The sequence below is a fragment of the Luteipulveratus mongoliensis genome, assembly GCF_001190945.1.
Classification (GTDB): Bacteria; Actinomycetota; Actinomycetes; order Actinomycetales; family Dermatophilaceae; genus Luteipulveratus; species Luteipulveratus mongoliensis.
Genome location: NZ_CP011112.1, coordinates 1,825,319 through 1,850,178, shown reverse-complemented (window position 1 = coordinate 1,850,178; position 24,860 = coordinate 1,825,319). Strand labels below are relative to the sequence as shown.

The window sequence follows — 24,860 nt, the reverse complement described above, 5'->3', positions numbered from 1 at the left end:
GGGTCGCCATGACTGCGGCTACCAAGCCTTCGCCGGTACGCCGGCGCCGGGTCCGCGCGCCCCGCGGGCTCGGCGGGGTGGTGTTCCTGCTGCCGATGCTCCTGGTGTTTGGGATGTTCTCGTGGTGGCCGATCATCAAGTCGGTCGTCATGAGCTTTCAGGCCACCAACCTGGTCGAGCCGGCGCGGTGGGTCGGGCTGGACAACTTCCGCACCGTCCTCGCCGATCCGGACCTGCCGACCGCGGTCCAGAACACCGGCTACTTCGCGTTGCTGGCGCTGATCTTCGGCTACCCGATGCCGCTGTTTCTCGCGGTTGTGATGAACGACCTGCGGCGGGCGCGCGGGCTCTACACAGTGCTGGCGTACCTGCCGGTCGTCATCCCGCCGGCCGTCGCCGTGCTGCTGTGGCGGTTCTTCTACGACGCCGGCTCGACCGGGGTGTTCAACACGATCCTCGGCTGGATCGGGCTCGGGCCGTTCCACTGGCTGGAGTCGACGTCGCTGGTCATGCCGGCTCTGGTGCTCGAAGCGACGTGGGCCGCCGCGGGCGGGACGGTCATCATCTACCTCGCCGCGCTCGTCAGTGTGCCGCCCGAGCTGTACGACGCCGCCGAGGTCGACGGCGCCGGCGTCTGGCGCAAGATCTGGCACGTCACGCTCCCCCACCTGCGCAGCATCATGCTGATCACGTTGATACTGCAGGTGATTGGGACGGCGCAGGTCTTCTTGGAGCCGTACCTGTTCACCGACGGCGGGCCGGACAACGCCACCCTCACGGTGCTGCTGATGGTCTACAACTACGCGTTCGGCAACACGACTGGCGGTGCGTACGGCGAGGCGACTGCACTGAGCCTGATGCTGGCCGCCGTCCTCGCGATCCTGTCGGCGATCTACTTCCGCCTCACCCGGTCCTGGAGCTCGTGATGACGACGACTCAGCTGCCGGACGACGTACGCCGAGCGGTCGAGGATCGAGAACCGTTGCCTTCCAATCATTCTCGGCGACCGGCTCCTCTCGACGACGAGTCGCGAGGGCTCACCTCGGCGTACGAACGACGACAGCCGCTCGTCGGGATCTTGCGTCGGGCGCTCAACACCCTGGTGCTCATCGGGCTGGTCGTCGGCGCGCTCGGACCGATCCTGTGGCTGGCCAAGTCAGCGATCACGCCTACGCAGGACACGCTGCGTGACCCGATGGCGCTGTTCCCGCACGGGGCCGACTTCGCGAACCTGCGGACCGCGTGGGTGGACCTCGACTTGCGGCGCTACTTCATGAACACCGTTGTCATTGCTCTCGGTTCGTGGGCGATTCAGATGATCGTCGCCACCACTGCGGGCTACTCACTGTCGATCCTGCGGCCGCGATTCGGGCGGGTGATCTATGCGCTAGTGCTGGCCACGATGTTCGTGCCGACGGTGGTGCTGCTCGTGCCGCTCTACCTGACCGTGCTCGACGTGCCGGTGGTGCACGTGTCGCTGGTGAACTCGTTCTGGGGCGTCTTCCTGCCGGCTGGTGCCAGTGCGTTCAACGTCGCGGTGGTGAAGCGGTTCTTCGACAACCTGCCGCGCGAGATCATCGAGGCCGCTCGCGTGGACGGGGCCGGGGACTTCCGGCTGTTCTGGAGCGTGGTGCTGCCGATGTCGCGGCCTGTGCTCGGAGTGGTCTCGGTCTTCGCGGTGCTGGCCGCGTGGAAGGACTTCCTCTGGCCGCTGATCGTGCTGCCCGAGCCGGACAAGCAGCCGTTGTCGGTGCGGCTGCCCAACCTCGCGCCGGTCACCGAGCTGGACGTGTTCTTGGCCGCGCTGCTGATCTCGGCGGCGGTGCCGATCGTGTTCTTCCTGGTGTTCCAGCGGTTCTTCCTCCGCGGCGGACTCGAAGGCGCCGTCAAAGGCTGACCGGCCGCTATTCGCCGGTCGAGTAGGCGAGCCCCGTAGGGCGAGCCGTATCGAGACCACCGACACCGCGGATGCCGAGTCTCCCTCGATCTCGCCTGGTCTCGATACGCCCTCCGCTAGCGGTCCGGGCTACTCGACCAACGCCGCGGGAGCTCCGGGCTACTCGACCAGCGAGGGGACGGAGAGGGCGATGCCGTCGAGGATGTCGTGCTCGCTGGCGGTCACCTCAGTGATGGCCGAGCGGTCGATCATGCGCTCGATCACGGTGCGCCAGACCAGGGCGCCCGCACCGATCACATCGACTCGCCCCTCGTGCATGAAGCCCAGTGACGCCCGCTGCTCACGGGTCATCTCGAGCAGATCGGTGCAGGCGCCGAGCACGACATCGACCGGCAGCGAGGTCCCGTGAATGGCCGCCGAGTCGTAGCGGCGCAGACCCAACGCGTGAGCCGTGATCGTGGTGACGGAGCCCGCGAGCCCGACGAGCGTGCCGATTCCACTCAGGTCGACGGTCCGTTCGGCGAGGTCCAGCGCCGCGTGGATGTCCGCCAGTGCAGCGGCGATCTCGGTGCAGGTCGGCGGGTCGGACCGCAGGTGCCGCTCGGTCATCCGCACGCAGCCGATGTCAACCGACCGCGCCTGCTCAACAGCCGTTGTGCCGCGCACCAGCTCGGTCGAACCGCCACCGAGATCGACCACGAGGTACGGCGCTCGCACGCCTGAGGCGAGCAGGTCACCGGTCGCGCCGGTGAAGCTCAGCGAGGCCTCCTCGTCACCCGACACGACCTGGGGCGTCACGTCGAGATCGCCGAAGGCAGAACGGATTCCGTCGACGAACTCCGCCGCGTTGGACGCGTCGCGCGACGCCGATGTCGCCACGAAACGGACCCTCTCGGCGCCGTGCTCATGACACTGGGCGGCGTACTCGGCGGCGACCCGGAGCGTACGGTCCATGGCTTCCGGTGCGATGCGGCCGGTGACGTCGACGCCTTGCCCGAGCCGGACGATCTCCATCCGGCGGACGATGTCCGTCAGGGCGCCGTCCTCACGGTCGGCGATCAGCAGCCGAATCGAGTTGGTACCGCAGTCGATTGCGCCGACTCTCATGCATCGTCCTTCTCGGGAGCGCCGCAGCACCCTCCCTGCCACCACTCCGGAAGCGCCGCCAGAGCCTCGTCGCCCAGCGGGTTGATGCCGGGGCCGACCGCGAGCGAGTGCGCGACCAGGACGTGCAGGCACTTCACGCGGGTCGGCATGCCACCTGCGGAGATGCCATCGATCTCGGGCACGGGCTCACCGAGCTCCCCGCGTCGCCTCAGATAGTCCTCGTGCGCGGCCCGATAAGCTTCTGCCAGAACGGGATCCGCCTGCAGTCGCTCGGACATCTCCTTCATCATGCCGGAGGCTTCGAGTGTGCTGATGGCGCCCGTGAGCCGAGGGCAGGTCGCGTAGAAGGAGGTCGGGAACGGCGTGCCGTCGGGCAGCCGCGGCAGGGTGCGTACGACGGTGGGGCAGCCGCACGCGCAGCGGTGGGCGATGGCGACGATGCCGCGTGGGGGTCGGCCGAGCTGGTGCTCGATCCAGTCGAGGTCGGTGCGCGCGATGGTTGGGTCGTTCACTTGGTCTGAGCTGTCCCGCCTGAACGCTTGACCGACTCCCACACCTGGCCGTACCAGGGGCGGTCGTCGTGCGCCTTGTCATGAGGTACGCCGGTGGTCTGCGCGGGCGCCTCGTGCGCGGTGCCCTTGTCGTCGATCAGGATGTACGCGCGCTCACCGGGCTTGGCGAAGCCGAGCCGCTGGCGAGCCTGCTGCTGGACGTAGGTCGGGTTGGCCCAACGGTCACGGTCGCGCTGGAGGCCGGTCACGGACTGCTGCTGCGCGGTGACCTTGTCGTTGAGCGCGTTGATCTGCGAACGCTGGTGCAGGTAGTTGCGCAGCGTCGGAATGATCAGCACCGCCAGGAACACGAACATCAAACCGAGCGTCACCATGCGGCGCATGGACCGAGGCCGACGCCGACCAGCGGGCTTGGGCGGGACCGCCGACGCGGACCGCACCGATGGTCGTGACGTCCCCCGGGCCGGCGCCGACGTCGTACGACCGCGGCCGGTTCGCACTGCGGGGCGGGACCCCGCAGCGGGACGTGGCTTGGTCGCCTTCGCCGGACGCCGGTCGCGTGCCATGGTCAGGCCTTGAACCTCGGGAAGGCGCCGGAGCCGGCATAGACCGCGGCGTCATCCAGCTCCTCCTCGATGCGCAGGAGCTGGTTGTACTTGGCGACACGGTCCGAACGAGCCGGTGCGCCGGTCTTGATCTGACCGCAGTTGGTGGCCACTGCCAGGTCGGCGATCGTGGTGTCCTCGGTCTCGCCGGAGCGGTGGGACATCATGCTGGTGTAGCCGTTGCGGGCGGCCAGCGAGACCGCGTCGAGCGTCTCGGACAGCGTGCCGATCTGGTTGACCTTGACCAGCAGCGAGTTGGCCGTGTCGTTGTCGATGCCGCGCTGCAGTCGCGTCGGGTTGGTGACGAACAGGTCGTCGCCGACGATCTGCACCTTGTCACCGAGCTCGGCCGTCAGGGCCTTCCAGCCGTCCCAGTCCTCCTCGTCCAGCGGGTCCTCGATGGACACCAGCGGGTAGGACGCGACGAGGTCGGCGTAGTAGGCAATGAGCTCCTTGGAGGAGATGTCCTTGCCCTCGAAGGTGTATTTGCCCTTGTCGTGGAACTCGCTGGCCGCGACGTCGAGCGCGAGCGCGACATCCTTGCCGGGCGTGAAGCCGGCCTTCGTGATGGCCTCGAGGATCAGGTCGAGCGCCGCGCGGTTGGACTCGAGGTTGGGCGCGAAACCACCCTCGTCGCCAAGGCCGGTCGACAGGCCCTTCTCCTTGAGCACGCCCTTGAGCGCGTGGTAGACCTCAGCGCCCCAGCGCAGCGCCTCACGGAAGCTCTCCGCGCCGATCGGCGCGATCATGAACTCCTGGATGTCGACGTTGGAGTCGGCGTGCGCCCCACCATTGAGGATGTTGAGCATCGGCACCGGGAGCACATGCGCGTTGGGTCCGCCGACGTAGCGGAACAGCGGCAGGTCAGCGGAGTCCGCGGCTGCCTTGGCGACGGCGAGCGAGACGCCGAGGATGGCGTTCGCACCGAGCGTGCCCTTGTTGTCCGTGCCGTCGATGTTGTTCATCTCGGCGTCGATGAGGCGCTGCTCGCTGGCCTCGTAGCCGAGCAGGTGAGGGGCGATCTGCTCCATGACGGCGTCGACGGCGTCCTCGACGCCCTTGCCGCCGTAGCGCTTCTTGTCGCCGTCCCGGCGCTCGACCGCCTCGAACTGACCGGTGGACGCGCCGCTCGGCACTGCCGCACGACCGACCGTGCCGTCGTCGAGGGCCACCTCCACCTCAACGGTGGGGTTGCCGCGAGAGTCCAGGATCTCGCGAGCGCCGATTGCTTCGATGGTGGCCACAGATGTTCTCCTGCGTGCGTGAAAAGGGCGGTCACGGACGCCTGGGGCGTCCTCGCCGAGCGTAGCCCTTGGGCGCCACGGGTCTGCGGACCGACCCGCTACTGGACAGTCACCTACGCTCGGGAGGAGTGAGGCGACCCCATGCCAGCACGGACACCGGGTGGAAAACTTTGTCCATGACACAACGGATGCTGGAGGCGTTCCCAGGGGCGCTGGAGACATCCGTTCGCATGGCAGCGGTCGGTCTTGGCCCAGAGGACCATCCGACCTCGAGCAGCCTGATCCACGAGAGCTACCAGCACAGCTGGGGCTCACTTCTGCTGGGCGGCGAGACCCTCGCGATTCCCTATCGGCACTACCAAGCACCCGGCGCATGCCTAGAGGACCTTCAGGCAGAACACGTCCGCCAGGCATGGCTGACGAGATCGCACGACGGCCGCGTCCGCGAGCACGCTCTGACGACGCTCTTAGCCACGCCTGCTCCGTGGCACGTCCCGTTCGTCGTCCAGCTGTGTGGCGAGTACGTCGTCGAGATCGGCGCGCTGGTACAGGAATTCGCCACCTGCCTTGCTCGGCAGCCCGACCAGATCATCGCGTCCTACAGGGATTTCTGGATCTGGAATCCTCGGTACATCGAGCTCACTCATGCACGCGCCGCCAGCTACTGGGCTGCCTACTACCGAAGGAAGTCGTCCTTCACGCTCTATCCGCCCAACGCCGCCCTGCGTCAGATCGAGGCGGTCATCGGTGGTCGACGGGGTCGTCCGTGATGGGGCTAGATGAGCGAGCCGTTCTGAGTCCTGATGACGACTCAGTGGACCGCGCCGGACGCGCACTCCACTCGCAGGGCTGGTGCAAGGTGTTCCCCCTCGACGAAATGCACAGTCGATCGCGACCCGAAGGACGGCAGCCATAGGCTTCAAGCGTGACTTTTGCTGGATTCCCCGAGGCTGCCTTCGACTTCTACGAAGACCTCGAGATGGACAACTCCAAGACCTTCTGGGACGCGCACAAGACGGTCTACGAGAAGTCGGTCAAGACGCCGATGGTGGCGTTGCTCGAGGAGCTTGAGCCCGAGTTCGGTGAGGCCAAGCTGTTCCGGCCCTACCGCGACGTGCGCTTCTCCAAGGACAAGACGCCCTACAAGATCCACCAGGGGGCGTACGTCGCGGCGGCGCCGGCAACGGGCTGGTACGCCGAGCTCTCGGCAGCCGGGTTCCGAGTCGGTGGCGGGTTCTACGACGCGACACCGTTGCGGCTCAAGGCGATTCGCCATGCCATCGACAGCCCGGCGAGCATCGAGCTCGACAAGCTGCTCACCCGGCTCAAGCGCAGCGGCTGGACGCTCGGCGGCGACGTCCTCAAGACGGCGCCGCGCGGCTACGACGCGGATCACCCGCGGATCGAGCTGCTGAAGCACAAGTCGCTGACGCTGGGAAAGACGTACGGCTTCGACTCGGCGGTCCACACCGCCGGCCTGACCGCGAAGGTCGCCAAGGACTGGCGGCTGCTCACACCCCTGGTCGACTGGGTCTGCACCCAGATCAGCGGGATCGAGTAGGCCGAGCGTGAACCAGGGCACCCATCCCGAAGAGCTGCCGGCCGAGGTCCTGGACGACGCGGCCGGCGTGGTCGGGACAGAGGTCACTCTTCTCAGTCGCCTACCCGGCGGCGTCAATGGGGGTGCCATGCGCGTCCAGCTGGCCGGAAGGGCAGATGCAGTGCTCAAAGCAGTGCCCCTGGCACACCCCAACCACCTGGACGAGACGTTGCGAGCCCAGAGAGTGGTCGAGCACATGCGTGGGCGCGGCTATCCCACCCCGGCCTGGCTCGGAGTAGGAGCCACAGCCACTCATGTATGGCATCTGACGGACCTCGTTGACGCGGCTCCCGCGCCTGCGCTGACCACGTCCGTCATTGAGCAGCTGATGGAGATCATCGAGCTCCAGGCTGGCCAAGCCTCCGAGCCCTACGACCACTGGTCGTACGCCTGGCGGGTCGCCACAGGTCAGGAATCAGCTGTCTCCGGGCCGGACGTCAACGAGACGCCGGAGCAGTCGCATCTCCGGCAGTCCGTGGCCAGGCTCTCGGGGTACTCCCCCGCGGTCTCGGCCTTGGTCGAGCGCCTGCGGCTCGTGTGTGCCGACGTCCCGCCACCACGAGAGGCACCTGACATGGTCCATGCCGATCTCTCAACCCCCGGCAATGTCCTGGTCCGTGACGGAGCGGTGGTGGCGGTCGTGGATATCGGGAACGCAGGCAGCGGCACGCGGGCGACCGACCTCACGACCCTCGTGATGTACACCTTCCGGGACCCGCTGCTGGACGGTGTCCGAGGGCGGCTGTGGACGAGAGTCCTCGACCTGATCGGCTGGGAGTCGGCGGCGGTGCTCGCAGCGTCACAGGTCCTCCACCTGCTCGAGATCCCCATCCGTCACGAGCACCACGATGCCGTTCCAGGGGTGGTCGAGCGCGGCCATCGCGCCCTCGACGAGCTGAACGCGCTTCGCTAGCGATATCTCCCAGCTGCCCGCGTCAGTCGTTGGACGGAGCAGCCAGTCGTCGAATCTCGTGGCGTAGCAACGCATCTGCGGACTCACCCGCGTCACGCGCCTCGGCCACCAACGCGAGGAGACGCGCACCGAGATCGGTGCGATCGGCGTACGACAGGGAGACGTCGCGACGCTCGGCACGGGCGAGGACCTTGTGTGCGACGAGCAGGCTCGGGAGGTTGGCCGGGATGCCGGCCAGCAGGTCGTCATCGGCGCGGTCGGGCTTCTCCTGCGCCTTGATCCGCTCCCACTCGGCCTCGACCTCACCTGCTGTGGACGCCCCGCCGTCGCCGAAGACGTGCGGGTGGCGACGGATGAGCTTGTCGACCAGACCGGCCGCGACGTCATCGATGTCGAACGGCTCCTGCTCGTGCTCCTGCGCCGCACGCGCATGGAAGAGCACCTGGAACAGCACGTCGCCGAGCTCTTCCTCGAGGTGGCTCAGGTCGCCGCTCTCGATGGCCTCAACCGTCTCGTAGGCCTCCTCGATGAGGTAGGGCGCCAGGCTCGTGTGAGTCTGCTCGGCATCCCACGGACAGCCGTCGGGCCCACGCAGCTGGTCCATGACCGCGACGGCGTCCAGCAGGCGAGCGCCCTGGACGTCCCAGGAGCCGACCAGGACCTCGACCTCGGGTGGTTCCTCGAGCCGGGAGAGCTCCGTGGCGAGGGCATCGGTCAAGCCAGGGTCTCCGTCCGGAGAGCCGATCCAGACCACGTCACCGTCGGCGGTGGCGGCGACCAGCCGGCGTACGAGAGGGGCGCCTTGGTCAGGCAGCGGAGTGACCGTGATGCCCGAGGTCGCAACCGCATCGGTCGCGGGGTCCTCGACGTCGGCCGCGAGCACGGCCTTGGCTGACTCCAGCACCTGCCAGGCGTCACGGGTGAGCAGTCCGGCCGCCACCCGGGGGCTGCTGATCAGCAGCGTGAGACGAGCGGTCACGCGCGCACGATCAGGATGCGGGCGGCGCGGCAGCCGGGGCCGCGGGCTTCTTCAACCAGTTGTTGGCGGCCGGACCGGGCTGACCGCCCTTCTTCCAGGCGCCATAACGCGGGTTCAGATCGATGTCCGCGGTCTGCAGCAGCTTGGCGAGGGCGACCTTGCCGCCGGCATTCTCGTTCAGCGCACCGAACGCGAGGTTGGCCTGCACGGTGTCGATGCCGGCCCCGGTGGCCCCGCTGAGGCCGAGGGTCCGGGCCGCCTGGTCCCGCGAGACGCCCACGCCGTACGACGTCGCCATCTGGTTGAGCCGCGGTCGCAGCGCGAGGAAGATCGCGGCGGTCTGCGCGTCGAAGTTCGCATTCGGCTCGGCCTTGGCGATGTCCTTGACGGCGTCCTGGACCTGGTCGGTGGTGACCCGGTTGCCGTTGTAGGTCGCAGCCGTACTGCCGTCCTCAAGCACCCCGCAACCGGTCACGGCCATAGCGGTGACAGCGACGAGTGCGAGACCGGCCAGACGCGGCGTACGCCGAGTGGTGGGCAACACGTGGGGTCCTCTCCCTTTGAGCCTGCGCGAGACATGATGCCACCGCGCACCTGGCGAGATCGATCCGGCCGATCGATCGAGCGGATCAACCGGTCATTTCGTGCCCTACAGGGCACGAAATGACCGCCCGATCGTCAGGATGTGGCGGCGGCTGCGGCGGAGGCGACGTCGTCCAGGAGGACGGCGCGCACCAGCTGGCCGGCCCACTGCAGCACGTCGGTGTTGCGCAGCGGTTTGCCGCCGACCGGTGCCGTCATCGGGACCGGCACAAGGACCTGATGCAGGTTGTCCTTGACCAGCGTGCCCTTGTAGATCCGCTGGATCCGCATGGTCTGACTCTCGCGCAGGTCGACCGGACCGAACCGGACGAACTTGCCCTGCACCGCGATGTCGGAGACCCCCGCCTGACGGGCGATGGTCCGCAGCCGAGCCACCTCGATGAGGTGCAGCACCGGCTCCGGCGGCTGCCCGTAGCGGTCGATGAGCTCGTCGATGATCTCCTGCAGCCCGGCCTCGTCCTGCACGGTCGCCAGCTTTTTGTACGCCTCCAGCCGCAGCCGCTCCCCCGGCACGTAGTCGTGGGGCAGGTGGGCGTCGACCGGCAGCTCGATCTTGACCTCTTTGGCCATCTGGTCGACGGACTCATCGCCCCGGAAGTCAGCGACGGCCTCGCCGACCATCCGGACGTAGAGGTCGAAACCGACGCCCGCGATGTGGCCGGACTGCTCACCGCCGAGCATGTTGCCGGCTCCTCGGATCTCGAGGTCCTTCATCGCGATCTGCATGCCGGCACCGAGGTCGGTGTTGCTGGCGATGGTCTCGAGCCGGTCGTGCGCGGTCTCGGTGAGCGGCTTCTCGGGCGGGAAGAGGAAGTAGGCGTACGCGCGCTCCCGGCCACGGCCGACTCGGCCACGCAGCTGGTGCAGCTGAGAGAGGCCGAGCACGTCGGAGCGCTCGACGATCAGGGTGTTGGCGTTGGCGATGTCGAGCCCGGTCTCCACGATCGTGGTGCAGACGAGCACATCCGCCCGCCGCTCCCAGAAGTCGACGACGACGTCCTCGAGGCGCGTCTCGCTCATCTTGCCGTGGGCCGTCACAATGCGCGCCTCGGGCACGAGCTCGCGCAGCCGAGTGGCCGTCTTCTCGATGCTCTGGACCTTGTTGTGGATGAAGAAGACCTGCCCGTCGCGCATCAGCTCGCGTCTGATCGCGGCCGTGATCTGCTTCTCCTCGTAGCCACCGACGAACGTCAGGACCGGGTGCCGCTCCTCGGGAGGCGTTGCGAGAGTAGACATCTCACGGATCCCTGTGACCGCCATCTCGAGCGTGCGCGGGATCGGGGTCGCCGACATCGCGAGCACGTCGACCGCGGTGCGCAGCTGCTTGAGCTGCTCCTTGTGCTCCACGCCGAAGCGCTGCTCCTCGTCCACCACGACGAGGCCGAGGTCCTTGAACTTCACCTCTTTCGAGAGCAGCCGATGGGTGCCGATGACCAGGTCCACGGTGCCGTCGGCCAGACCCTCGACGACCTCCCGGGCCTCGCGGTCGCTCTGAAAACGGGACAGGGAGCGTACGACCACGGGGAACCCGGCGTAGCGCTCGGAGAAGGTCTGCTGGTGCTGCTTGACGAGCAGCGTCGTCGGCACGAGCACCGCGACCTGCTTGCCGTCCTGGATTGCCTTGAACGCCGCCCGCACCGCGATCTCGGTCTTGCCGTAACCCACGTCGCCACAGATCAACCGGTCCATCGGGACGGTCTTCTCCATGTCGGCCTTGACCTCCTCGATGGAGGAGAGCTGGTCGGGCGTCTCGATGTAGGCGAACGCGTCCTCGAGCTCGCGCTGCCACGGGGTGTCCTTCGCGAACGCGTGGCCCGGCGTGGCCATCCGTGCGGAGTAGAGCTGGATCAGCTCACCGGCGATCTGCCGGACGTGACGGCGCGCCCTGGACTTCGTTGTCTGCCAGTCGGATCCGCCCATCTTGTTGAGGGACGGCATCTCGCCGCCGACATAACGAGTCACCTGGTCGAGCTGATCGGTCGGCACGAACAGGCGGTCGCCCGGCTGCCCCCGCTTGGATGGGGCGTACTCGAGCACGAGGTATTCGCGCGTCGCACCCGCGACCGTGCGCTGCATCATCTCCACGAACTTGCCGACGCCGTGCTGCTCGTGGACCACGAAGTCGCCGGGCCTCAGCTGCAGCGGGTCGACGACCTTGCGCCGCCGCGACGGCATCTTGCGCATGTCCTTGGTGCTGCCCTGGCCGGCGGTGCCGGTGAGGTCGGACTCGGTGAGAACCACGAGATTGCTTGAGGGCAGGGCGAATCCGCGCCCCAGCGAACCGGTCGTGATCTCGACGGCTCCCGGCGTGAGGGCATCGAGGCTGTGGGCGGACACGTCGTGCTCGTGCAGCACCTCTGTGACGCGCTGCGCCAGACCATGGCCCTCGGTCACCACGAGGACGCACACGCCGTCGTGCACCCACTTCTGCAGGTCCTCGACCGCAGCGTCAGTGTTGGAGCGGTACGCCGGCACCTCGTCGGTGGGAATCGTCACCCGCTCCCCCGGCAGCTCGTCGTCCACGAACTCGGCGAGGTCCTCGTCAGAAGCGAAGGACGACAGCGACCACCACGGGTGTCCGAGCTCGATGCTCTGCTCGCGGATGTCGGCGAGCGACCAGTAGGACGCCGTGCCCAGCGTGCCCTGCAGATCGATCGGAATCGCATTGCCTGCAGCGGCATTGGCCCAGGACGCCTCGAGGAACTCGGCGCTCGTCGCGACCAGGTCGTGGGCTCGCGTGCGCACGCGCTCGGGATCACTCAGCACGACGTGCGTGCCCTTGGGCAGCGCGTCGATCAAGGTCTCCATGCCGTCGTCGAGCAGCGCCGGGCCGAGCGACTCCATGCCCTCGACCGCGATGCCCTCGGCAACCTTGTGCAGCAGGTCGGCGACGCCGGGAAGCTCTTCGGCCAGCTCGGCCGCACGTGCGCGCACGGTGTCGGTGAGCAGCACCTCACGGCACGGTGGCGCCCACAGCCCGTGCTCGGCGTTCTCGAGCGACCGCTGGTCGGCGACCTTGAACCAGCGGACCTCTTCGACCGTGTCGCCCCAGAGCTCGATCCGCAACGGGTGCTCCTCCGTGGGAGGGAAGACGTCGAGGATCCCTCCGCGAACCGCGAATTCACCGCGTCGCTCGACCATGTCGGTCCGGGTGTAGGCCGCGGCGGCCAGCGCCTCCACGATGTCCTCGAGCGGCCGCTCGTCACCCACGCGGAGCGACACCGGCACGAGCTCACCCAGACCCTTGGCGATCGGCTGGATCAGCGCGCGGACGGAGGCGACGACCACTCGGATCTCGCCGTACGCCGCGTCGTCGGCATCCGGGTGCGCCAGCCGGCGCAGAACCGCGAGCCGGCGGCCGACCGTGTCGCTGCGCGGACTGAGCCGCTCGTGCGGAAGCGTCTCCCAGCTGGGGAACTCCACGACGGCCTCGGCGGGCAGGAAGCACCGCAACGACGCGGCGAGGTCCTGGGACTCGCGGCCGGTCGCGGTGATGGCGAGCACCGGCGTACGGCGGTCGGCTCGGTCAGTGATCGCCGCGAGCAAAGGGCCGCGGATGCCCGAAGAGGCCGCCACGTCCACCACGGACGCCGTCCCAACCAGGTCGAGCACCCGGCGTACGGCTGGATCGGCGACCAGGACGTCGAGCAGCGGGGTGAGGCTCGCCATGGGTCTTGGGGCTCCTTCGGGCAGCACAGAACGCAACGCAAATAACCCCTGTCGAGGATTCGACCGGGGGCGCACCTCCATGGTGCCAGAGGCCACTGACAGCGCTCCGCCGCAGCCCGCGACGCGACGTGATCCCGCTCACAGGTGGGCCTACGGAGAAGGTTCGCCGCCCCTCTCGCCCGCGGCCGCCCGGCTCATGCGGGGCATTGCACAGCGGATACATTCTTTACGAAATTTTTAAACTCTGTGGAATCCCGTTGCCAAACCTTGACCTGCACATAACCTCAGCGCAGAGGCGCCTGGGGGCGCGGTGGGGAACGGCGCATTAGGGGAACACGGATGACGGAGCTAGACGATGCCGCACCTTTACGGACCGATCAGTACGTCCGAGAGGCGATGGTAGCGGAGTTGTCGACGGGCGGTGTGCTGTCGCATACAGCCGACGCAGCTCGCTTCGACCCACCCGTTGCGCTTGTCCCGGTGGCGTCGGCTCTGCCCGATATCGCGGTGGACCGCGAGACGATGCCCGAGAGCGAGGCGACGACTCGCGCGAACGACTGGACGCGGCCCTACCTCATAGCCGTTCTCATCGCGGATCTGGTCGCGGCGATCTTCTCCGAGATCGTGGGAGTCGTTGCGACAGACCGGGTTCCGCTCTCCGACGGCGTGCCGACCGGCTACCTCTGGATCTGCGCTCTCGGGCCACTTCTGTGGATCGGGACCGTCGCGATCAGCCATGGTTATGAGCGCCGCTTCCTCGGTGTGGGGACCGAGGAGTACCGCGCCATCCCCCGGGCCGCGATCCGCCTCGTGGCGGCGACAGCACTGATCTCGTTCGGTCTGTACGACGAGCGTCCGTACCTGTCCCGCATCGTGGTGGTGACCTTCTTCCCGCTCCTCATCGTCAGCGCGCTCGCGCTGCGGTACGCCGTCCGCCGGGTGCTGTATCACCGTCGGCACCAGGGGCTGTCGCTCAGTCGGGCCGTCGTGGTCGGCGAGAGCCACGCCACGGCCGCGCTGATCAGCGATCTGCATCGCGAGCCGACGCACGGACTCAGGGCGGTCGCCGCCTGCGAGCCCCACCCGAAGGTGACCACGGTCGGTGGCATCGACGTCGAGCTGAGCGGTCTCGACCACGTGATCGAGGTCATCGACGAGGCATCTGCGGACGTGGTGATCGTCGCGAGTCCTTCGGAGCTGAGCGCTCCGGACCTGCGTCGCCTGTCCTGGGCTCTGGAGAAGCGGTCCGTCGACCTGATCGTCTCGCCGGGCATCATGGAGGTCGCCGGGCCGCGCTTGTCGATCCGGCCGGCAGCGAACCTGTCCCTCATGCACGTCGAGCGGCCGCGGCTCGGTGGAGCGACGGCGCTCGGCAAGTACGCCTTCGACAAGACGATCGCCTCTCTCATGCTGTTCCTCGCGCTGCCCGTCTTCGTCCTGGTCGCGATCGCGATCCGCCTTGAGTCGAAGGGCCCGATCTTCTTCATTCAGAACAGGGTTGGCATCGAAGGTCGCACCTTCCGGATTCTGAAGTTCCGCTCGATGAGCCAGGATGCGGAGCAGCAGAAGGCCCACCTCCTGGCAGTGCAGGACGACGGCAACGGCACGCTGTTCAAGCTGCGCGAGGACCCGCGGGTCACCCGCGTCGGCAAGTTCATCCGCCGGTACTCGATCGACGAGCTGCCACAGCTGCTCAACGTGCTCCGCGGAGACATGTCGCTCATCGGACCCCGGCCGCCGCTGCAGAGCGAGGTCGACGGCTACGAGCGCGACGTGATCCGCCGACTCCGCGTTCGCCCAGGACTGACCGGCCTCTGGCAGGTGAGCGGTCGCAGCAACCTGTCGTGGGACGAGTCGGTCCGTCTCGACCTGCGCTACGTCGACAACTGGTCGATGATGCTCGACCTGCACATCCTCTGGCGGACTGCCCGGGCAGTCGTGCGTGGTGCCGGTGCCTACTGAGGAGGCGGTGCGTACAGAGGTGTCGACCGAGGGTCCGACACAGGTGATCACGTCGGTGCTGCGCACTGGCGTGATCGTCGGTGGTGTCATGGCGCTGGTCGGGTCGGCCGTACTCGCCTTGTTGCGATCCACGGATCCGGGTACGACGCGCCTGGCTGAGCTTGCCGCTTTCGCTCCGGTGGGGCTGCCGCTGGCACTCGTCGGCGTGATCGCGGTCGCTCTGGCCCTCCGACCTTCGTTCGGGCGGGCCGGTCTCGCGATCGTCGTAGCCGGTGCCTTGCTCACGTGCCTGCATGGCTGGTGGCTCGCGCCTTTGTACGTGGCTTCGTCACCGAGCGGCACGGGGCCCGCGATGGTCGTCATGGCGCAGAACCTGGAGTACGGCGACGTCAGCCACGTCCAGGAGGTTGCCGGTCGCCTCGACGTGGATGTCTTGTGCCTCAGCGACATCGGACCTGATCAGCTCGCCAGCATTCGTGCCACGCCGGCGCTCGCTCGGGCCTACCCCTACTCCGCGGGGGTCACCGAGGAAGGGACCGGCGGGACGATCGTCATGAGCCGCTATCCGCTGTCCACAACCTGGTCCAGCACGTCGGGCCGATCACTGACCGTCAAGGTGAGTGGGCCGACGGGGCCGACGTCCGTGGTGGCCGTCCACCCGTACCCCGTCTACGAGACACAGGCCTGGCATGACGACTACGCCGAGATCGGCACCTACCTGCGTCGGACGTTCGGTACGAACCCGCGCAGCCCTGTCGTGATTGCAGGCGACTTCAACGCCTCGTCCGACAACACACCCTTCCGCCGCATCGTCGGGATCGGCTACCGCGACGGTGCGGCGGACACCAACGCCTGGTACCAGCCGACCTGGCCCGCGGGCTCGAAGCGACGGACCTTCGGGATCCCGGTCCCGCCGTTGGTCACGCTCGACCACGTGCTCGCCTCGCGCGCACTCGCGATCACCAACCTGCACACCGTGCGGGTCAGCGGTGCCGACCACAGAGCCGTGGTCGCCACCGTGCGCCGAGCTGCGTGAGCAGGGCGGCGTGGGCAGATGGAATTCGTACACATGCAACAGGATGAGGGTTTCCCGATGACTCAGACCCAGCCAGTGAAGGCCGCAGGCTCGCGGTCCTTGCGCCGGGGCGACCGCGTACGCGTACGGCCGATCGGCGACGTCCTCGCCACACTCGACGCTGACGGCGACAACGGTGGACTGCCGTTCATGCCGGAGATGCTGCCGATGTGCGGTCAGACGTTCGAGGTCGCAGCACGCGCGGACAAGACCTGCGACACGATCAACCTCACCGGCTGCAGCCGCGAGATGGATGACACGGTGCACCTCGTCGAGGCTCGGTGTGACGGCTCGGCCCACGGCGGCTGCGACGCCGGCTGCCTCTTCTTCTTCAAGGAGGAGTGGCTCGAGTCGGCGAACGGCGAGAACGAACGGGAGCCCCACACCGGCGTACAGGATGACCAGGAGGCGGCGCTCGCCACCCTGGAGTCGCACACGATGAGCGGTCCCACGACGTATCGCTGCCAGGCCACCCAGGTGCCCGAGGCGTCGCGGCCCATGGAAGGCATCGGCCACTTCGTGAAGGACATCAGCCGACGCAACGTGCCGCTGCCGGTGCTCCGGCGCGGACTCCGCAACGCGGCCTTCGACCGATACCAAGCGATCTCGCGCGGCCGGCTGCCGGCTTGGGCACGCATCCGCGGCGGCGAGGAGCTGCCCGACGTACGCGGAACGCTCAAGAAGACTCCGACCGAGCTGCTCGACCTGATGCCGGGCGAGCTCGTCGAGGTCAAGAGCCTCGAGGAGATCAGGGCGACGCTCAGCGTCAACCAGCGCAACCGCAACCTCTGGTTTGATCGCGAGATGGTGAAGTACTGCGGTCGTCAGTTCCGGGTGCTCAAGCGCGTCGAGCGGCTGCTGGACGAGAAGACCGGCGAGATGCTGGAGCCGAAGACCGTGAGCATCATTCTGGACGGCGCGGTCTGCGTCGGCGACTTCCACAAGCTCTGTCCGCGGCAGGACTACACGTTCTTCCGCGAGATCTGGCTACGGCGGGTGGGCGCCCCGGCCGTCGGGACGCCATGAGCGAGCCATCCGCCCCGTGCCCAGCCTGCGGGTCCACTCGCTGCGAGTCGGTCTACTCCGTGCCGTCGGTGCCGACCAACAGCTGCCTGCTCGTGGACACGGCGGACGAAGCACGCAACCTGCCGCGCGGCGAGCTCGACCTGATGCTGTGTCATCAGTGCGGCTACCTGTTCAACGCCTTGTTCGATGAGCGCCTGACGGGCTACGACGAGCGTTACGAGGACTCGCAGGCGTTCTCCGGGACCTTCGCGGAGTACGGCCGTGGGCTGGCGAAGACCTGGGTCGAAGAGCATGACCTCGCCGGTCGTACCGTCGTCGAGATCGGCGCGGGCAGAGGCGATTTCAGCCGGATGCTCCTCGAGGCGGGAGCCGGGAGCGTCATCGCCATCGATCCGACGATCAAGCCCGAGCGGGTCGGCGACACCATGGACGGACGCATCGTCCTGCGCGCCGAGCGGTTCGACGCGTCGACCGGTCTGCCGCCGTGCGACGCCGTGGTGTTCCGTCACGTTCTGGAGCACGTTGCGGAGCCACGCACGCTCCTGCGGGATCTGTACGCCGCCCTCGCCGGGCGTCCCGACGTGCCTGTCCTCGTCGAGGTGCCGGACACCAAGCGGGTGCTTGAGGAGTCGGCGTTCTGGGACGTCTACTACGAGCACTGCGGCTACTTCGTCGAGCAGTCCGCGGTGACCCTGTTCGCCTCGTGCGGCTTCGTGGTGGACTCCATCGATCGAGGGTTCGACGAGCAGTATCTGCTGCTGAGCGCACACGCCGAGCCGCGGGCCGAGCTCGGCGGAGCCGTTCCTGTGCCCCTCGGACTGGCGCGCCAGGCACGCGAATTCGCGTCCTCCGTGACCGGGGAGATCGCCAGCTGGCAGGCCGAGCTGCGCCGTCGGTCGGCGGCTGGCGCCGACATCGTCCTGTGGGGCAGCGGGTCGAAGTCGACGGCGTTCCTCACCGTGATCGGCGCCGACGCCGATGCCGTCAGTCGGGTCGTCGACGTCAACCCGCACAAGCAGGGCCGGTTCATGCTCGGATCGGGACACCCGATCGTGTCGCCTGGCTCGCTCGCAGCCCAGCCGCCGCAGCTGGTCGTCGTGATGAACCCGGTCTACCTCGATGAGATCCGCCAGGATCTGGCCAGCCTTGAGATCGCTGCTGACGTCATGGCGCTCGGCGTCGACCTGACCTAGAACCTGGCCGGCGCCGTACGCCCCCGCCCCGACTACCCCGCCGAAACGTGCACTGCCCCCGGTGACGTGACGAGTCATTTCCCCGGGACCAGTGTCAGGAACGGCGGGGTAGTCGAGGACAGCGACCGGGCTAGCTGCCGCGCACTCCGACGCGGCGCTGGCGAGCGCGAATCCGCAGCTCCCCCGCGATGACTCGCCACCGGCGGTCATGAGCGAACCAGTGAGCCAGGACGGACGTACAGGCGGCCCGCTCGCGCGCGGACAACGGCGCGGCACGCACCGCGCGCACGTAGCCCTCGAACTGCCGGCTCCACGGCATCGGAAAGACCTCGGCCCGCGCCGGGTCGAACCACGCCGCGACCGTCTCTGGCGACTTGTCCACCGCGGAGGACCCGGCGTGCCGGCGGTTGTAGAACAACGGCTCAGGAATCTGCTGCCAGCGGCCGCGCAGCGCCAGCTCCGTGAGCAGCACCGTGTCGGCCCCGTTGTACGCGCCTAGCAGCCCCGTGCCGAGCATCACCTCTCGGCGGATGAGCCCGTAGACCGGGTAGCACATGTGCAGCAGCGTCTCCTCCGTCGGCCTGCCGAGGAGCGAGCGCAACCGGCTGACCGCCGTCGCGTTGTCCCAAGGCAGGTCCGAGCGGTAGGGCCCGACCACGTCACCCGCGCCGTCGATGACGATGGTCTGCGGCCAGGCCAGCACGACCGTCGGATCAGCGTCGAGCACGCGTACGCACTTCTCGAGACAGGTCGGCTCGAGCCGGTCGTCGTAGGCGTACCAACGGAAGTACTGGCCCTTGGCCGCGGTCACCACGAAGTTGTGGTTGAACGCTGCTCCCTTGTTGGTCTCGTGACGGATGTAGCGGACGCGGTTGTCGAGGGCGGCGAACCGCTCGCAGATGCTCTGCGTGTAGTCGGTGGATCCGTTGTCGCTGATGACGACCTCGAGGTCCTGGTGGGTCTGGGCGAGGACAGAGGACAACGCCTCCTCGAGGTAGCGGCCGCCGTTGTAGACCGGCAGCCCGACGGAGACCTTGGGCACCGCGGTCACGCCGCACGCTCGCGGAGGATGACCCGGAGCTCGCGCCATGCGGGGGGCTTACGCCACAGCACCAGCCCGGCATAGGCGCCGACTCCGACCAGCAGCCCGACGATGAGCTCGAGCCACTCGGGGCTGCCGAGGCGCCGCATCACGAACGCGGCCGCCAGCACACACGCCACCATGCCCAGCGTGATCAACAGCTGCGAGACGAGGGCCAGCAGGTAGTCCCGCAGCCGGAGCCCGATGAGGTGGAACGTCATGATCAGGCCGAACGGGATGAGCACGATGTTGCCGATGGCGTACGCGGCGGCGACACCGACCAGACCCCAGTGGACACCGATGAGCTCGGCGCCGACGAGCAGCACGCTGTAGACCAGACCCCAGCGGAAGGACCAGTCGCTGCGTCCCTTGGCCAGCAGCAGCTGACTCGAGGTCGAGGTCACCGACAGCACCGCACAGATCGGGCCGAGGACCCAGATCAGCGGGATCAGCTGGTCCCACTTGGCGCCGAAGACGACGTGGACGGTCGGGGTGGCGAGTGCCGCCAGACCTCCCATCAGCGGGAAGGTCGCGAACGCGATGACCCGGGACGAGCGGATGAACCCCGAGCGCAGCGACTCATTGTCGTCCTGTCTGCGGGAGAAGGCCGGGAACGTGACCTCATCGACCACCGAGCTCACGGACTGCATGGGCGAGGCGATCGTCCGCTGCGCCATCGAGTACGCCCCGAGTGGAGCGGCGCCGAACGCGCTGCTCACGATGACCTTGTCCGCCTGGGTGAAGAAGAAGAAGACCAAGTTGGACAGGAACAGGTTGAAGCTGTAGCCCCAGATCGAACGCAGGCTTCTCACATCGACGTTGAGCGACGGGCGCCACCGGTCGTAGCGCCACACCATGCCCGTGCTCACCACCGCTCCGGCCGCAGCTCCGAGCACGAGGGCCCAGAACGTCAGTCCCGCAAGAGCGCTCGTCACCGCGACCGCCGCGGTGGCGACGGCTCCGACGCAGGTCACGACGGCGATCTCGAAGAACCGCAGGTCACGTCGCAGGAGGGAGTGGTGGATCTGCCCGAGCGACGTCACCAGCGTGACGAAAGCGAACCCGCGCATCGCGGGGGCCGCGGCGGAGTTGCCGAGCGTGGCGGCGAGCGGCTCAGCACCGGCGAACAGGCCGACTGCGAGCGCGAGTCCGAGCACGACGTTGAGGTAGAAGACAGCGTTGAGCAGCGTGTCGTCGACCTTGGGCCGCTGGATGAGCGCCGACCCGGTGCCCATGTCCTTGAGCTGGTCGAGCAGCGCCGTCACGACGAGCGCGATGGCCACGACACCGAAATCGTTCGGGGTGAGCAGCCGCGCGAGCACGATGTTGGTCCCGAACCGAACGGTCTGGGTGACGATCTGCGAGGCCGCCGTGTGCTTCGCGCCCCGCGCGACGACGGCGCTCGTGACGTGGCGGCCCTCGTCGACCTCCGGTGCGCCCGTCGTCTCGTCGGACATGGTCACACGCTCAGCACAGCCTTGGCCGTGACGAAGCCCTCGGCATAGCGCGATCGGCACTCGATGCCGCGCAGCCGCATCAGCCCGAGGAAGGTCTCCGGGTCCCACCAGTCGCGGTCGCTCTGCGAAGGAAACGCCTTGTCGAGCAGCTCCACCTTGCGGTGGGCCTGCTCGGTGGTGAGCGGCACGTAGTGCGTGACGGGTCTCAGGTCCCCATCCCACTTCGGGATCTCATAGTTCAGTACGAGCGTGTCGCGCCACGCGGTCGCCACCAGGGAGGCGACGAGGCGGTGGTCCTGGTGGCTGTCGTCCAGCCGCGGCGCGAGCAGGACGTCTGGCTGCACCCGCGAGGCGAAGGCCTCGAGCGCGTCCTTCGTCTCGGCCCACTGGGCAGGGAGGTAGCCGTCGCGCAGACCGAGGGTCTCCACGGAGGCCGGGCCGGAAGCGCCCCAGAACAGGTCGGCGGCGACGCGGGCCTCCGCCTGGCGTGCCTCGCCGCCGGTCAGAACCAGGTGGTGCGCGGCCACCGAACGTCGTTCGGAAAGCGCGAGAATCGTTCCGCCGCAACCGATTTCGATGTCATCGGGGTGCGCAGCGAGGCAGACGACAGAGAGCGGACCTGCGGGCAGGTCGAGCCCGATCATGGCCCGACCGTCGCGCCTGGCACCCTGCTCTCGATGCTCTCGGTGCCCGACCGCCACAGCGTCCATGGGCTTTCCCCGCTGCGGTAGAGGTCCTCCAGAGTCGCCCGTTCCTTGAGCGTGTCCATCGGAGCCCAGAAACCGTCGTACGGCAACGCCAGCATCCGTCCCGCGCGGGCCGCCTTGGCGCAGGCGTCGGTGACCAGGTCCTCGCCTTCTTCGAGGAAGTCGAAGATCTCCTGCCGCAGGATGAAGAAGCCACCGTTGATGCGCATGGGCAGATCCCGCGCCGACTGGAACCCCGCCACGTGGAGGTCGTCATCGCCGGTGCGCACGAGGTGGAACGACCCCGGCGGCGGGACGGCCATCAGCGAACCCGCGGCGTCGTGTCGCTCGAACGTGTCGATGAACTCATTGAGCGGAGCGTCGGTCAGCACGTCACCGTAGTGGGCGAGGAAGGTGTCGTCCGCGCCGAGGTGCGGGCGGACTCGACGCAGCCGCTCACCGATCTCGGTCGTCAGGCCGGTGTCGACGAAGGTGATCCGCCAGTCACTGATGTCGGTGCTCATCAGCTCGATCGAGCGCCCACCGTCACTGAGCACGAAGTCGTTGGACGCCGTCTCGTCGTAGTGCAGGAAGTAGTCCTTGACGACCTCGGCTCCATAGCCGAGGCAGAGGATGAACTCGGTGTGCCCGAAGTGCGCGTAGTAACGCATGATGTGCCACAGCACAGGGCGGTCACCGATGCTCATCATCGGCTTGGGCCGCGGGTCGTCGCCGACTCGCATCCGCAAGCCCAGGCCACCGCAGAACAGCACGACCTTCATGGCAGAACCTCCAGCGCCGGAAGCGGAACGACCAGCTGCGTACCGCTCGCCTTCAGCGGAGCCAGCTGCGCCGCGATCTCCTCGCGCAGATTCCACGGCAGGATCAGCACGTAGTCCGGCCGTTCCTCGTCCAGCGCCTCAGGCGGTCGGATCGGGATGTGGGTGCCCGGCAGGAAATGGCCGTGCTTGTGCGGGTTGCGGTCGACGGTGAACGAGAGCAGATCGCTGCGGATGCCGCAGTGGTTGAGCAGAGTGTTGCCCTTGCCCGGCGCTCCGTAACCCGCGACGACGGCACCCTTGCGCCGGCAGTCGATGAGGAACTCGATCAGGTCATCACGCACCGCCGCGACCACGTCGGCGAAACCCTGGTGGCCCTCGACGGTGTGCAGCCCGGCTCGCTCCTCGGCTGCCAGGACCCGCGCCACATCGTCGGACGGCGCGGTGGCGCGCTCGGTCGGAACGGACCAGGTGCGCAGCGATCCACCATGCGTCGTCAGCTCCTGCACATCGACGACGGTGAGGCCAGCCGCGGCCAGCACTCGTTGCGTCGTGAGCAGGGACAGATAGCTGAAGTGCTCGTGGTAGATCGTGTCGTAGAGGCGACCTTCGATCAGCCGCTGCAGGTGCGGGATCTCGATCGAGACGACGCCGTCGTCAGCGACCAGGGCGCGCAGGCCCTTGGCGAAGTCGACGATGTCCGGGACGTGCGCGAACACGTTGTTGGCCACCACGAGATCGGCCGGCCCGTGCTCCTGGGCCACGGTCTTACCGACGGCCTCGCCCAAGAACCTGGAGACCGTCGGTATGCCCTTGTCGTTCGCGACCTGCGCGATGTTGGCCGCCGGCTCGATCCCGAGCGACCGGATGCCCTTGGCGATGGTGTGCTGCAACAGATAACCGTCGTTGCTCGCGACCTCGACCACGAACGACGAGTCATCGAGACCACGTCGGGCAATCGCGTCCTCGACGAACCGGCCAGCGTGCGCCACCCACGAGTCGGAATAGCTCGAGAAGTACGCGTAGTCGCTGAAGATCTCCTCGGCCGGGATGTAGGCGGGCAGCTGCACCAGCAGGCACTCGCTGCAGATCCGGACGTGCAGTGGATAGAACGTCTCGCCCTGGTCCAGCTCGTCGGCGGCCAGGAAGCTCTCGCACGGCGGCGACATCCCGAGGTCGACAAACGTGACCTCGAGCTCGGTGCCGCAGAGGCGGCAGAGGGGCGTACTCATGGCGTCGCGACCACGTCGGGCGCGGCGGTCATGTGCAGCTGTTCGTCCAGCCGCCCGGAGTCCATCAGCTCGCGGACCTGGGCCAGGCGTACGAAACGACGCTCGAACTCGTCTGAGGACAGACCGCGTTCGGTCATGTCGGCGTACAGCTCGTCGATGCCGCGCGGGACCGACCACTGCGGCGCGAAGTCCGGCAGGACAGCGGTGATCTTGCTGAAGTCGACCTGGTAGTCACGCTTGTCCGGCCCGGCCCCCTCGGCGAAGGTCACGGGACAGCTCGTCACCTCTGCGACCCGCTCGGCGATCGTCCGGATCTGCACGACGTCCGCATCGCAGCCCACGTTGAACGCCTGGTTGTGGATCTTGTCCCGGTCAGCGGTGAGCGCGGCCAGGAACGCACGCGAGATGTCCTCGATGTGCACCAGCGGGCGCCACGGGCTGCCGTCGCTCTGCAGCCGCACCTCGCCCCGAGTCACCGCGGCGCCGGTCAGGTTGTTGACCACGATGTCCGCGCGCAGCCGCGGCGAGGAGCCGTATGCCGTCGCGTTGCGCAGGTAGACCGGGCTGAACGTGTCGTCCGCGAGGGCTGAGATGCCGGCCTCGGCCCGAACCTTGCTCTCGCCGTAAGGGGTGACCGGATGGAAGTCCGCGTCCTCCGCGACCGGGCCGTCGCCGGCCGCACCGTAGAGAGAGCACGAGGAGGAGAACAGGAAGCGAGGGACGCCGGCCTGCTTGGCCACCTGCGCCATGTGTACGGCGCCGTCAGCGTTGACGGAGTACGTCGCCGAGGCGATGAGGTCGCCGATCGGGTCGTTCGAGACGGCGGCGAGGTGGACGACCGCGTCGAAACCTTCGAGATCCTCCGGCCGCGCGTCGCGCACGTCGCCGGTCCGCTGCTCGTAGTCGGTCGGCGGCGCGCCGAAGTCGCAGCCGTCGTACCACCCGGCATCGAGACCGACGACGTCGTGTCCGGCTGCCTGAAAGAACGGTACGAGCACCGCCCCGATATATCCGCGGTCGCCAGTGACCAGCACGCGCATAACCCCACCCCCGGTTGATCCCACGGCTACGCATTCACCGCAGCCGTTCGAACGGTACCGCCGCATACACCACGCCGCCGCCCGTCCGGGATATTAGGGCCCGCCGTTTTTGGAGAACGCTGTCCCGCCCGGATCGGCGCGGGATATCCTTTGTCAGGTTTACCCGGGGGCAAAAAAATGAGGGGGCGGCTGTGGACAGC

General features: G+C 68.0%; 22 protein-coding genes. 9 read left to right on the top strand and 13 right to left on the bottom strand.

Translation table 11 applies throughout. The annotated features are described in order from the left end of the window. The first annotated feature begins 8 nt into the window (after positions 1 to 8). Entirely contained in the window at positions 9 to 926 is a 918-nt protein-coding gene (locus VV02_RS08830; RefSeq protein WP_052591028.1) for a carbohydrate ABC transporter permease, read from the top strand. Next, entirely contained in the window at positions 926 to 1,897 is a 972-nt protein-coding gene (locus VV02_RS08825) for a carbohydrate ABC transporter permease (RefSeq protein ID WP_083450030.1), read from the top strand. The genes VV02_RS08830 and VV02_RS08825 overlap by 1 nt, the downstream gene beginning before the upstream one ends. A gap of 159 nt (positions 1,898 to 2,056) precedes the next feature. Here VV02_RS08825 and VV02_RS08820 read toward each other — a convergent pair whose 3' ends face one another. The 4 genes from VV02_RS08820 to eno form a co-directional block, all read right to left on the bottom strand. Next, complete coding sequence (locus tag VV02_RS08820; RefSeq protein WP_052591027.1) at positions 2,057 to 3,004, bottom strand: Ppx/GppA phosphatase family protein; 948 nt, start codon at positions 3,002 to 3,004, stop codon at positions 2,057 to 2,059. Further along, positions 3,001 to 3,516, bottom strand: coding sequence for a DUF501 domain-containing protein (locus tag VV02_RS08815; protein WP_052591026.1), 516 nt, complete (start codon positions 3,514 to 3,516; stop codon positions 3,001 to 3,003). Before VV02_RS08815 ends, VV02_RS08820 begins: the two co-directional genes overlap by 4 nt. Beyond that, entirely contained in the window at positions 3,513 to 3,899 is a 387-nt protein-coding gene (locus VV02_RS08810; RefSeq protein ID WP_169787668.1) for an FtsB family cell division protein, read from the bottom strand. Before VV02_RS08810 ends, VV02_RS08815 begins: the two co-directional genes overlap by 4 nt. Before the next feature lie 185 nt (positions 3,900 to 4,084). Beyond that, positions 4,085 to 5,365, bottom strand: a complete 1,281-nt coding sequence (eno, locus tag VV02_RS08805; protein ID WP_052591024.1) for a phosphopyruvate hydratase — start codon at positions 5,363 to 5,365, stop codon at positions 4,085 to 4,087. A 176-nt stretch (positions 5,366 to 5,541) separates the two neighbouring features. Between eno and VV02_RS08800 the strand changes: the two genes are divergently transcribed. The 3 genes from VV02_RS08800 (at position 5,542) to VV02_RS08790 (ending at position 7,878) form a co-directional block, all read left to right on the top strand. Then, positions 5,542 to 6,135: a hypothetical protein gene (locus VV02_RS08800; RefSeq protein WP_157063337.1), complete on the top strand. Its 594-nt coding sequence runs from the start codon at positions 5,542 to 5,544 to the stop codon at positions 6,133 to 6,135. A gap of 155 nt (positions 6,136 to 6,290) precedes the next feature. Beyond that, positions 6,291 to 6,926 (top strand): DUF2461 domain-containing protein, encoded by a 636-nt coding sequence (locus tag VV02_RS08795; protein ID WP_052591022.1) that lies wholly within the window; start codon positions 6,291 to 6,293, stop codon positions 6,924 to 6,926. A gap of 7 nt (positions 6,927 to 6,933) precedes the next feature. Beyond that, positions 6,934 to 7,878 carry a phosphotransferase gene (locus VV02_RS08790; protein ID WP_052591021.1) on the top strand — a complete coding sequence of 315 codons (945 nt, stop codon included), beginning with the start codon at positions 6,934 to 6,936 and terminating at the stop codon, positions 7,876 to 7,878. 22 nt (positions 7,879 to 7,900) lie between these two features. On the opposite strand, the gene VV02_RS08785 is transcribed toward VV02_RS08790, so the two are convergent. The 3 genes from VV02_RS08785 to mfd form a co-directional block, all read right to left on the bottom strand. Further along, positions 7,901 to 8,857, bottom strand: a complete 957-nt coding sequence (locus tag VV02_RS08785) for a nucleoside triphosphate pyrophosphohydrolase (protein WP_052591020.1) — start codon at positions 8,855 to 8,857, stop codon at positions 7,901 to 7,903. A 10-nt stretch (positions 8,858 to 8,867) separates the two neighbouring features. Then, a complete protein-coding gene (locus VV02_RS08780) occupies positions 8,868 to 9,401 on the bottom strand; it encodes a hypothetical protein (RefSeq protein ID WP_052591019.1) in 534 nt (177 codons plus the stop codon). A gap of 134 nt (positions 9,402 to 9,535) precedes the next feature. Next, positions 9,536 to 13,129, bottom strand: coding sequence for a transcription-repair coupling factor (gene mfd, locus VV02_RS08775; RefSeq protein WP_052591018.1), 3,594 nt, complete (start codon positions 13,127 to 13,129; stop codon positions 9,536 to 9,538). A gap of 480 nt (positions 13,130 to 13,609) precedes the next feature. Here mfd and VV02_RS08770 point away from each other — a divergent pair, with 480 nt between their 5' ends. From VV02_RS08770 to VV02_RS08755, 4 genes are read left to right on the top strand one after another with little or no spacing between them, the layout of a single operon-like run. After that, entirely contained in the window at positions 13,610 to 15,091 is a 1,482-nt protein-coding gene (locus VV02_RS08770; protein WP_169787667.1) for a sugar transferase, read from the top strand. Continuing rightward, a complete protein-coding gene (locus VV02_RS08765) occupies positions 15,081 to 16,127 on the top strand; it encodes an endonuclease/exonuclease/phosphatase family protein (protein ID WP_157063336.1) in 1,047 nt (348 codons plus the stop codon). Before VV02_RS08770 ends, VV02_RS08765 begins: the two co-directional genes overlap by 11 nt. Positions 16,128 to 16,184: 57 nt before the next feature. Continuing rightward, on the top strand, positions 16,185 to 17,192 hold the full coding sequence (locus VV02_RS08760; RefSeq protein ID WP_052591015.1) for a hypothetical protein: 1,008 nt from the start codon (positions 16,185 to 16,187) through the stop codon (positions 17,190 to 17,192). Then, positions 17,189 to 18,385: a class I SAM-dependent methyltransferase gene (locus VV02_RS08755; RefSeq protein ID WP_083450026.1), complete on the top strand. Its 1,197-nt coding sequence runs from the start codon at positions 17,189 to 17,191 to the stop codon at positions 18,383 to 18,385. The genes VV02_RS08760 and VV02_RS08755 overlap by 4 nt, the downstream gene beginning before the upstream one ends. A gap of 130 nt (positions 18,386 to 18,515) precedes the next feature. On the opposite strand, the gene VV02_RS08750 is transcribed toward VV02_RS08755, so the two are convergent. Genes VV02_RS08750 through VV02_RS08725 form a run of 6 tightly spaced genes read right to left on the bottom strand, consistent with a single transcriptional unit; the run spans position 18,516 to position 24,660 of the window. Further along, entirely contained in the window at positions 18,516 to 19,436 is a 921-nt protein-coding gene (locus VV02_RS08750; RefSeq protein WP_052591013.1) for a glycosyltransferase family 2 protein, read from the bottom strand. Next, complete coding sequence (locus VV02_RS08745; RefSeq protein ID WP_052591012.1) at positions 19,433 to 20,923, bottom strand: lipopolysaccharide biosynthesis protein; 1,491 nt, start codon at positions 20,921 to 20,923, stop codon at positions 19,433 to 19,435. Before VV02_RS08745 ends, VV02_RS08750 begins: the two co-directional genes overlap by 4 nt. A gap of 2 nt (positions 20,924 to 20,925) precedes the next feature. Beyond that, positions 20,926 to 21,567: a PIG-L deacetylase family protein gene (locus VV02_RS08740; RefSeq protein ID WP_052591011.1), complete on the bottom strand. Its 642-nt coding sequence runs from the start codon at positions 21,565 to 21,567 to the stop codon at positions 20,926 to 20,928. Then, a complete protein-coding gene (locus VV02_RS08735; protein ID WP_052591010.1) occupies positions 21,564 to 22,391 on the bottom strand; it encodes a glycosyltransferase family protein in 828 nt (275 codons plus the stop codon). Before VV02_RS08735 ends, VV02_RS08740 begins: the two co-directional genes overlap by 4 nt. Continuing rightward, complete coding sequence (locus tag VV02_RS08730; RefSeq protein ID WP_052591009.1) at positions 22,388 to 23,620, bottom strand: class I SAM-dependent methyltransferase; 1,233 nt, start codon at positions 23,618 to 23,620, stop codon at positions 22,388 to 22,390. The genes VV02_RS08735 and VV02_RS08730 overlap by 4 nt, the downstream gene beginning before the upstream one ends. Next, entirely contained in the window at positions 23,617 to 24,660 is a 1,044-nt protein-coding gene (locus VV02_RS08725) for an NAD-dependent epimerase/dehydratase family protein (RefSeq protein WP_052591008.1), read from the bottom strand. The genes VV02_RS08730 and VV02_RS08725 overlap by 4 nt, the downstream gene beginning before the upstream one ends. Between the last annotated feature and the right edge of the window lie 200 nt (positions 24,661 to 24,860).

Excerpts from the sequence above, each read along its gene's own strand:
- VV02_RS08830 (WP_052591028.1), top strand. The coding sequence starts at position 9 with ATGACTGCGGCTACCAAGCCTTCGCCGGTACGCCGGCGCCGGGTCCGC.
- VV02_RS08825 (WP_083450030.1), top strand. The coding sequence starts at position 926 with ATGACGACGACTCAGCTGCCGGACGACGTACGCCGAGCGGTCGAGGAT.
- VV02_RS08820 (WP_052591027.1), bottom strand. The coding sequence starts at position 3,004 with ATGAGAGTCGGCGCAATCGACTGCGGTACCAACTCGATTCGGCTGCTG.
- VV02_RS08810 (WP_169787668.1), bottom strand. The coding sequence starts at position 3,899 with ATGCGCCGCATGGTGACGCTCGGTTTGATGTTCGTGTTCCTGGCGGTG.
- VV02_RS08800 (WP_157063337.1), top strand. The coding sequence starts at position 5,542 with ATGACACAACGGATGCTGGAGGCGTTCCCAGGGGCGCTGGAGACATCC.
- mfd (WP_052591018.1), bottom strand. The coding sequence starts at position 13,129 with ATGGCGAGCCTCACCCCGCTGCTCGACGTCCTGGTCGCCGATCCAGCC.
- VV02_RS08760 (WP_052591015.1), top strand. The coding sequence starts at position 16,185 with ATGACTCAGACCCAGCCAGTGAAGGCCGCAGGCTCGCGGTCCTTGCGC.
- VV02_RS08755 (WP_083450026.1), top strand. The coding sequence starts at position 17,189 with ATGAGCGAGCCATCCGCCCCGTGCCCAGCCTGCGGGTCCACTCGCTGC.
- VV02_RS08745 (WP_052591012.1), bottom strand. The coding sequence starts at position 20,923 with ATGTCCGACGAGACGACGGGCGCACCGGAGGTCGACGAGGGCCGCCAC.
- VV02_RS08740 (WP_052591011.1), bottom strand. The coding sequence starts at position 21,567 with ATGATCGGGCTCGACCTGCCCGCAGGTCCGCTCTCTGTCGTCTGCCTC.
- VV02_RS08735 (WP_052591010.1), bottom strand. The coding sequence starts at position 22,391 with ATGAAGGTCGTGCTGTTCTGCGGTGGCCTGGGCTTGCGGATGCGAGTC.
- VV02_RS08730 (WP_052591009.1), bottom strand. The coding sequence starts at position 23,620 with ATGAGTACGCCCCTCTGCCGCCTCTGCGGCACCGAGCTCGAGGTCACG.
- VV02_RS08725 (WP_052591008.1), bottom strand. The coding sequence starts at position 24,660 with ATGCGCGTGCTGGTCACTGGCGACCGCGGATATATCGGGGCGGTGCTC.